This is a genomic window from Pedobacter sp. ASV12, assembly GCF_016429155.1.
GTDB lineage: Bacteria > Bacteroidota > Bacteroidia > Sphingobacteriales > Sphingobacteriaceae > Pedobacter.
Window position 1 is genome coordinate 21,408 of the sequence record NZ_JAELUC010000056.1, and the last position, 6,699, is coordinate 28,106.

Here is a 6,699-nt window from a genome sequence, read left to right on the forward strand (position 1 = left end):
TTTTTTAAAAAGAGTGCACTAGGCCCAAATTCGTCCTGATTTCGTTGAATGACGGCAGTGTAACGTCTTTCGAATTGCTTTTAAGGTAGTTTACCTGCAGGTTGGCGGCATCGCGTTTACCTATGCGGTAGGAGCCATTGAGGTTGGCACTGAATATATTGCCGGCATTCTGGTTATTATTGCGTTGCAGCTGATAGCTGAGCGAAGCATTGAGCCCCAGCTTACCGTTATTAACCGCTTGGGTTACGCCTAAAGTAGGGCCATAAAAAACCGTACGGCCGAAAGCTACATCGGCCACCGTGTAATTGATATTGGCATTGGCAGCAAAGCTCTTCTTAGGTAGTCCAAACTGGTAAGAAAAATTAACCGCCTTACTGTTCGACTTGCTATTTGGTGCGGTGTATTCGTTCAAATCGATCAGCGACTGGATATTGCCGACCAAAATAAAACCGTGCGTCATGCTTTCCTGATTGATATTATACCGGAGCACCGTATTCAGGTTGTGGTTGGTACGGGCTACCCGCAGCATATCGATAATGGGATTGAGGCCACGATCTTGCGTAATCCCATAATTGGTGTAACGTACATCAATTCCATAATTTGTTTTATTGAAAGATGCGTTGATGCTGCCTATTTTTCGGTTAGAGCGATAGGCTTTATCATGCAGGATATTGTCGTTCTGCATGCCGAAACTTCCGTTCACCTGCAATTGGCCTTTAATCAACTTCAACATGCCTTCAATGGTATAGTTTTGTACATCTGTTTCGAAATAATACGCACCCATGCTCTTATAATCTGGGTCTACCCTGCGATACATCAGCTTTACGCCATAGTTTTGGGCATTATAGCCGATGCTGGTCTGTGCTGCAGTGAGCAATTGCGTGGAGGCATTCAGCGTAATCAGTTTTTTAATGAACCCTATTTTATCAAGCTTCAGATTCTGCACGGTATCCGACAGTACATTGCGCGTATAAACGCTACCCGAAGCATCCATTTCGACTACAAAATGCTTAAGGAAACTAAACCTGGAAGAAAAGCCCAGTACCATATTTTCGGAAGGGCTCAGCTCAACCGAAGGTTGCGTGTTCAAAGAATTAACATGGTCTTTGGCATCCAGAAAAATAAGATCAAAATGGTTGCGTTCTGTACCTACACCTACCTTTACGCTATAGCCTGTTCTTTTGTAAGCTGGCTGCTGCGCAAGGGCCAAAGGCTGATTGGGATCGGCTTCAATGGCTTTATTAAAGCGGCCATAGATAAATCCCAGCCTTAACTTGTCAGGATTTAATTCTACGCCGCCCCCTAAAAAGTTATGTCCGGCCAAGGTGAAAGGCGAAAACTCCAAGCTTCGCCAGCCAGCATGAAAGGTGGCCCATTTGTAGGTTGGACTAATGCCATATTGGTTAAAGGGCTGGGTATAGCTGCGCTGCTGGTCGCTAACTACAACCGAAAACGGAAAAGCTACGCCATAAAGCGAGAGCGTTGGCGCACCACTCAAAAGATAGGAAAACTCGCGTTGCCTGGCGGGAATGCCATTTACATGATAGGTACCGATGCCCAAACCGAAAGATCCGGTCAATGCAAACGGCTTTTGTTTAGCTATCGTTCCCAAATCTTGGGCGAGCAGCTTATCTGGCAAGGCCAATAGACCAAAAGCAACAGCAATGGGCAACACTAATCTTTTCATCATTAGTTTTTTAAATGGTTAAGAATCGTTGCTCCGCTATTTCAGTTTTACAAAATCGCTTTCCTTTAGGTTAAGCCGCTGCATGACTTGCTGCATCGGTATTGCACTTACATTATTGCCCAAAAAGCCTGTTGTACTTGCTGGAGCCACTACAATGCGTACTTTATCAAACTCGAGCAAAACATCGCTCATATTGCTTCGGCTGGCAAAGACCCTTACTGCTGCACTGGTTGGGCCGACCGTTAAATTGTACGAGTAATATTGAGGCAGGCCGGTATCGAAATTGGTAAAGGAAAGCTGCATCCATTTTTTCTGCAGATCAACGGTTTTAATGCGAACATAAACCAAGGTACTGCCCGATTGTGCGGCCACCGCTGCCAACATGGGCAAATTGAATACCGAAGTGGTATCATTAAAGGTGGTATGCCTATCCATTCTCATCTTGAAGTTAAGCCCATCAAATCCGTTGAATTTAGAGATCCAATCGAAAGTACTGGCTTCGGTAGTTTCGAAAGCCATTACACTACCCGTACCATCGGCTCCTTTAAGCGAAGTACCACTGCCCCACAAGCCGCTTGCCTTAGGGCCATACATTATATAGGTAATCACATCCAAATAAAAATCGCCATCAACGCCCAAACCGTTATCGGGCACTCCCCTGCCACTTAACACCGTATTTCCGTTGGTGCCATTCGTACCATTTGTTCCGTTTGTACCATTAGTTCCCTTCAATGAAGTGCCCGTACCCCAGCCCGATGCCGTTTTAGGGCCATATAGCATAACGGTGTATTTACCGATAAAGAAATCGCCAATTTTACCCAGCGTTGGGTCTGGAAAATAGTCGCCACCATAAATAACCGTGCCATCCGCTCCAGCCGGTCCCATGGGGCCTTGGGCTCCGTCGGCGCCACGCAAAAGAATAGGAACGCCCCAACCGTTGCCATCTTTAGGCCCGTAAAGGAGGTAGTTGGTTTTATCCAAATAATAATCGCCCAAATTTCCAATTCCACCAACAGGGGCACCATTACCACTTAAAGTGGTGCTGCCATTAGCTCCGTTGGTACCATTGGTACCACGCAGTACGGTTGCTGTTCCCCAACCAGCCGTGGTTTTGGGTCCATAAAGATTACCCGAATTCTTATCTAAATAATAATCGCCATTAATGCCTATGGTATTAGATGGAACCCCTGTGCCACTATAAATGATACTGCCATCTTTACCTGCTGCGCCTGCCGGGCCTTGGGTACCATCAGCACCGCGCAACAAAATAGGCGCACCCCAGCCACTTGCTGTTTTGGGGCCATATAATAAATAATTGGTTTTATCCAAATAATAATCGCCCACCACTCCTGCCGAGCCCGATGGTGTACCATTGCCGCTTAAAGTGGTGCTGCCATTGGTTCCGTTGGTTCCGGCTGCCCCCATCAAAGTAATGGGTGTACCCCAGCCTGTTGCGGTTTTTGGACCATATAAATTTCCTGCCGAACGGTCAAGGTAATAATCGCCCGTCGTGCCCAAGGTGCCTGCAGGCGCACCTGTGCCGCTGTAGATGACACTGCCGTCTTTGCCAGCTGCACCAACAGCTCCTGCTGTACCAGTTGCTCCTTGAGGGCCAGCCGGACCTTCTGGCCCCGTTAAACCCGACTCGGAACATCCGAGCAAAATGCCAATCAAACAAATCAGTAAAAAAAAGTAATTGTTCTTCATATCGGTTCCTTTATTGAAAATTTAATGCCTTAACAAGTTAACCGAAATCATAAGTCCTAAAATTGCCTCTTGCGCCTAGGCAAACCGGGGGCAACTTTAAGGGAGAACGCATCTTAATGTATCTTTTCGGATACATGAAATTAGTTCGGCACGATTCGAATTGGGCAAATTATCGACGAACGGATAGGAATAATCGATAAAAGGAAATGGCTTAGGCTTTTTCGAAAAGCACCTGCATGCAGGTGCCTTCCTGTTCGTTGCTCCTGATCAGCAACTGGGCATTCAGCTGGTGGAGTAGTTCTTTCACAATGAGCAATCCGTAGCCATTAGACTTGCTACTGACATGAAACCCACTCTGCAATTCGGCAATTTTGTCTTCAGGAATAAGCAAGCCACTATTGACGATGGCAATAAACGGTTGCCCCTTGTCATTAACAGCAGCCTTTAGCACGATAACGCCTTTCGGAAAGGAATGATTGATGGCATTTTGCAAGAGGTTGCGCAACACGATGAGCAAAAGATTTTCATCGCTTTTCAAGCTGGATAGTCCCTGCATTTCTTCCTTGATTTCCAGTTCTTTGGCTTCGGCCTGATTTTGCAACAAGGCAATCACCTTCACAAACAGCTCACTGATCAAAACATCAGACAAATCTAGCTCAAAATGCTCCATTTGGCTTTTCGACCATAACAATAGGTCTTCCATGGTAGCCAACAAGGCCGTAGAAGATTGGATCAGCTTCTTTTGATGGGCTTCCTGTTGCGCTTCAGACAGCAATCCGGATTTGGCCTGCTGCAGCTTGAGGAAAGTGAACAACTGGCTCACCGGACTACGCAAATCGTGGCTAATGATACCAAAAAGACGTGCTTTGGTTTGATTGGCTTCAGCCAGTTTTTGATTAACCAGATCTAGCGCTACATTAGACTGATGCAATAATACATTTGACCTGTTCTGGTTTCTGTTGTTTCGGTAAATCAGGATGGTTACCAGCAAGGCAAGTCCGAAGGCAATGCTAAGGGCCAACTGTAGCTGGTTCTTCTGTTTCAGCAATTTATTGGCGGCCAAACGCTCATTAGACAGGTAATCGATCTGCTTTTCTTTTTCGGCATTTTTATATTTGAACTCGATGTTGGCAATCTGCTCATCAGATTTGTCTTGATAAATTTTGCTAGACAAAGCATTGTAATCTTTATAATATTTCAAGGCTTTGCCATTATTGCCCAATTTTTCATAGCTCTGGGCAAGTTTGAGTATAATGGAGGCATAAACATCCTTACTAAAGGAATAAGAACCCGGTAATGCTTTTTCTAAGTAGGTAATGGCTTTGTGGTAATGCTTCAATTCATAATTCAGGTTGCCCATTAAGTTAAGTGCGTACAGCAAAGCTTCCTTGCTTTCTGATTCTACGCCAAGCTGATAAGCCTTTGTGGCATACTGTTTAGCCAATGCCATGTTCTTATCCAAATAATAGGAAGCGAATATCCTGTTCACGGCGCTTAATTCAGAACTGGCATAGAATAATTTTTTATCGGCCATTGCCCCATAAACCTTGTCGTAGTATATCTTGGCGCTGTCTATCTTTTGCATATTCAGATAAACCTGTTCAAAATTGATATAAAGCCTAATTTTGGCACCCATGTATTTTTCAAAATAGGGTTCGGCCTGCTTAAAGCTGTTGAGAGCATTTTGATTTTGGTGCAACTGCAGGTAAAGATTGCCCAAACTGGCATAAGCCAAACCCAAACTCACTTTCGAGGTGTAATCTCTTTTTTGTGCGAGTATTTTCTCTTTTAACGGCAACGATTCGAGAATATAGGAAATGGCTTTATGGTAATCGCCAATACTTAGATATTCTTCGCTCAATGCTGACAAGATGCGGTCTTTAATTGTATCGTCCTTTGCCAGTGGCAACAACTGGTGTAGCCGTTTCACATGGGGCTTAGTCTCTTCAAAACGGCCCAGGTAGCGGTTCAAATAGTTGATCTGTTGCAGCGCCATCACTTCATACTTCATATTTTGACCCAGCATGGCGTACCTGACGCTTTGCTTGAGATAAAAAAATGCACTGTCGTTTTTGAGCTGCACCTTGTAGGTATGGCCAATAAAAAAGGAATAAGCCGATAGACTGTGGTAATCGTTCTTGGAAGTAATCTCCACTCCTTTGCGGGCCACAATAATTACACTGTCGAATTCTCTAAAGATACCTCTTTCAATTGTCCGGTTATAAAAGCGAGTAGCATAATCCAGCCATTTTTTACTTTCATAGCTCGGTTGTTGCGCGTGTAGCCCAAAACAGCACAAGCAGCAACATAAAACGAAATAAAACCGAGCGTTTGCAGACATAAAGCGCTATTATTTCAATTTATCATCATCAATTGGCCATGTAATTGCTCAAAACCTCCCGGATTTCGCGCAGGTAGGTTTTGCCGATGGGCAAGTGGCTACTCCCCATATCAACCTGTTTGGTGTTAAGGCATTTTACCTTGCCGATAGCAATGGCATAACTGCGATGGATGCGGATAAATTTGCCAGGGGGCAACGATTCGAGAAAGCTAGACAAGGTAATCAAGCTAAGGTACACCTTGTTTCCGGTTACAATTTTGGTATAATCGCCATAGGCCTCTAAATAAATAACCTCTTTGGCACTAATATTTACAATTTTATGTCCTTCTTTAAAAATGATCTTTTCGTTTTCGAACAGAATATCGTAGGCCTCGGCTTTGTTTTTGAGCTGGGTAAAAGCGATGATCCTTCTGAGGCTCTCTTCAAAACGATCACTGGTTAAAGGCTTGAGGATAAAATCAAAAGTCTTTAGCTGGAAACCCTGCAGTGCATATTCGGGGTGAGAGGAAATAATAACATTGATAGAACCCAGGTGATTAATGGTCTTGATCATTTCCATACCATTGATTTCTGGCATATCTACGTCGGTAAACAATACATCGGGCCGGTGTTGCTTCACGAAGCTAATAGCTTCCAAGCAGTTGCCAAAACTTCCTATCAACCGTAAATCGTCGTAATTAGCAAGCTCAGCCTCTACCGCCAATCTGTCTAAATCGTCGTCATCAATAATAATGCAAGTAAGGGGAACGCTCATAAAACAAAGGGCCTGTCTCTTATACACATCTGACGCTGCCGACGAACCACGACATGGGGTGTTGTGGGGGGGGGGGGGGGGGGTGGAAAGGGGGGGGGGGGGGGGGGGGGGGGGGGGGGGGGGGGGGGGGGGGGGGGGGGGGGGGGGGGGGGGGGGGGGGGGGGGGGGGGGGGGGGGGGGGGGGGGGGGGGGGGGGGGGGGGGGGGGGGG

Annotated in this window: 5 protein-coding genes; 1 reads left to right on the forward strand and 4 read right to left on the reverse strand. The window is 45.6% G+C overall.

Annotated elements, in window-relative coordinates:
* Nucleotides 1–4: 4 nt before the first annotated feature.
* From JHD69_RS13370 to JHD69_RS13385, 4 genes are all read right to left on the reverse strand, one after another.
* Nucleotides 5–1,687, reverse strand: a complete 1,683-nt coding sequence (locus JHD69_RS13370) for a hypothetical protein (RefSeq protein ID WP_199140845.1) — start codon at nucleotides 1,685–1,687, stop codon at nucleotides 5–7.
* Between the two features lie 36 nt (nucleotides 1,688–1,723).
* A complete protein-coding gene (locus tag JHD69_RS13375; protein ID WP_199140846.1) occupies nucleotides 1,724–3,394 on the reverse strand; it encodes a hypothetical protein in 1,671 nt (556 codons plus the stop codon).
* Between the two features lie 211 nt (nucleotides 3,395–3,605).
* Nucleotides 3,606–5,693, reverse strand: a complete 2,088-nt coding sequence (locus JHD69_RS13380; protein WP_199140847.1) for a tetratricopeptide repeat-containing sensor histidine kinase — start codon at nucleotides 5,691–5,693, stop codon at nucleotides 3,606–3,608.
* A gap of 70 nt (nucleotides 5,694–5,763) precedes the next feature.
* Nucleotides 5,764–6,489, reverse strand: a complete 726-nt coding sequence (locus JHD69_RS13385) for a LytR/AlgR family response regulator transcription factor (RefSeq protein ID WP_199140848.1) — start codon at nucleotides 6,487–6,489, stop codon at nucleotides 5,764–5,766.
* Here JHD69_RS13385 and JHD69_RS13390 point away from each other — a divergent pair.
* Nucleotides 6,467–6,699: hypothetical protein (locus JHD69_RS13390; protein WP_199140849.1), on the forward strand; the 233-nt coding region annotated here is incomplete at its 3' end. The genes JHD69_RS13385 and JHD69_RS13390 overlap by 23 nt on opposite strands.

Bases quoted from the DNA above. Each gene is read 5' to 3' on its own strand.
- JHD69_RS13375 (WP_199140846.1), bottom strand. From the start codon at position 3,394: ATGAAGAACAATTACTTTTTTTTACTGATTTGTTTGATTGGCATTTTG.
- JHD69_RS13370 (WP_199140845.1), bottom strand. From the start codon at position 1,687: ATGAAAAGATTAGTGTTGCCCATTGCTGTTGCTTTTGGTCTATTGGCC.
- JHD69_RS13385 (WP_199140848.1), bottom strand. From the start codon at position 6,489: ATGAGCGTTCCCCTTACTTGCATTATTATTGATGACGACGATTTAGAC.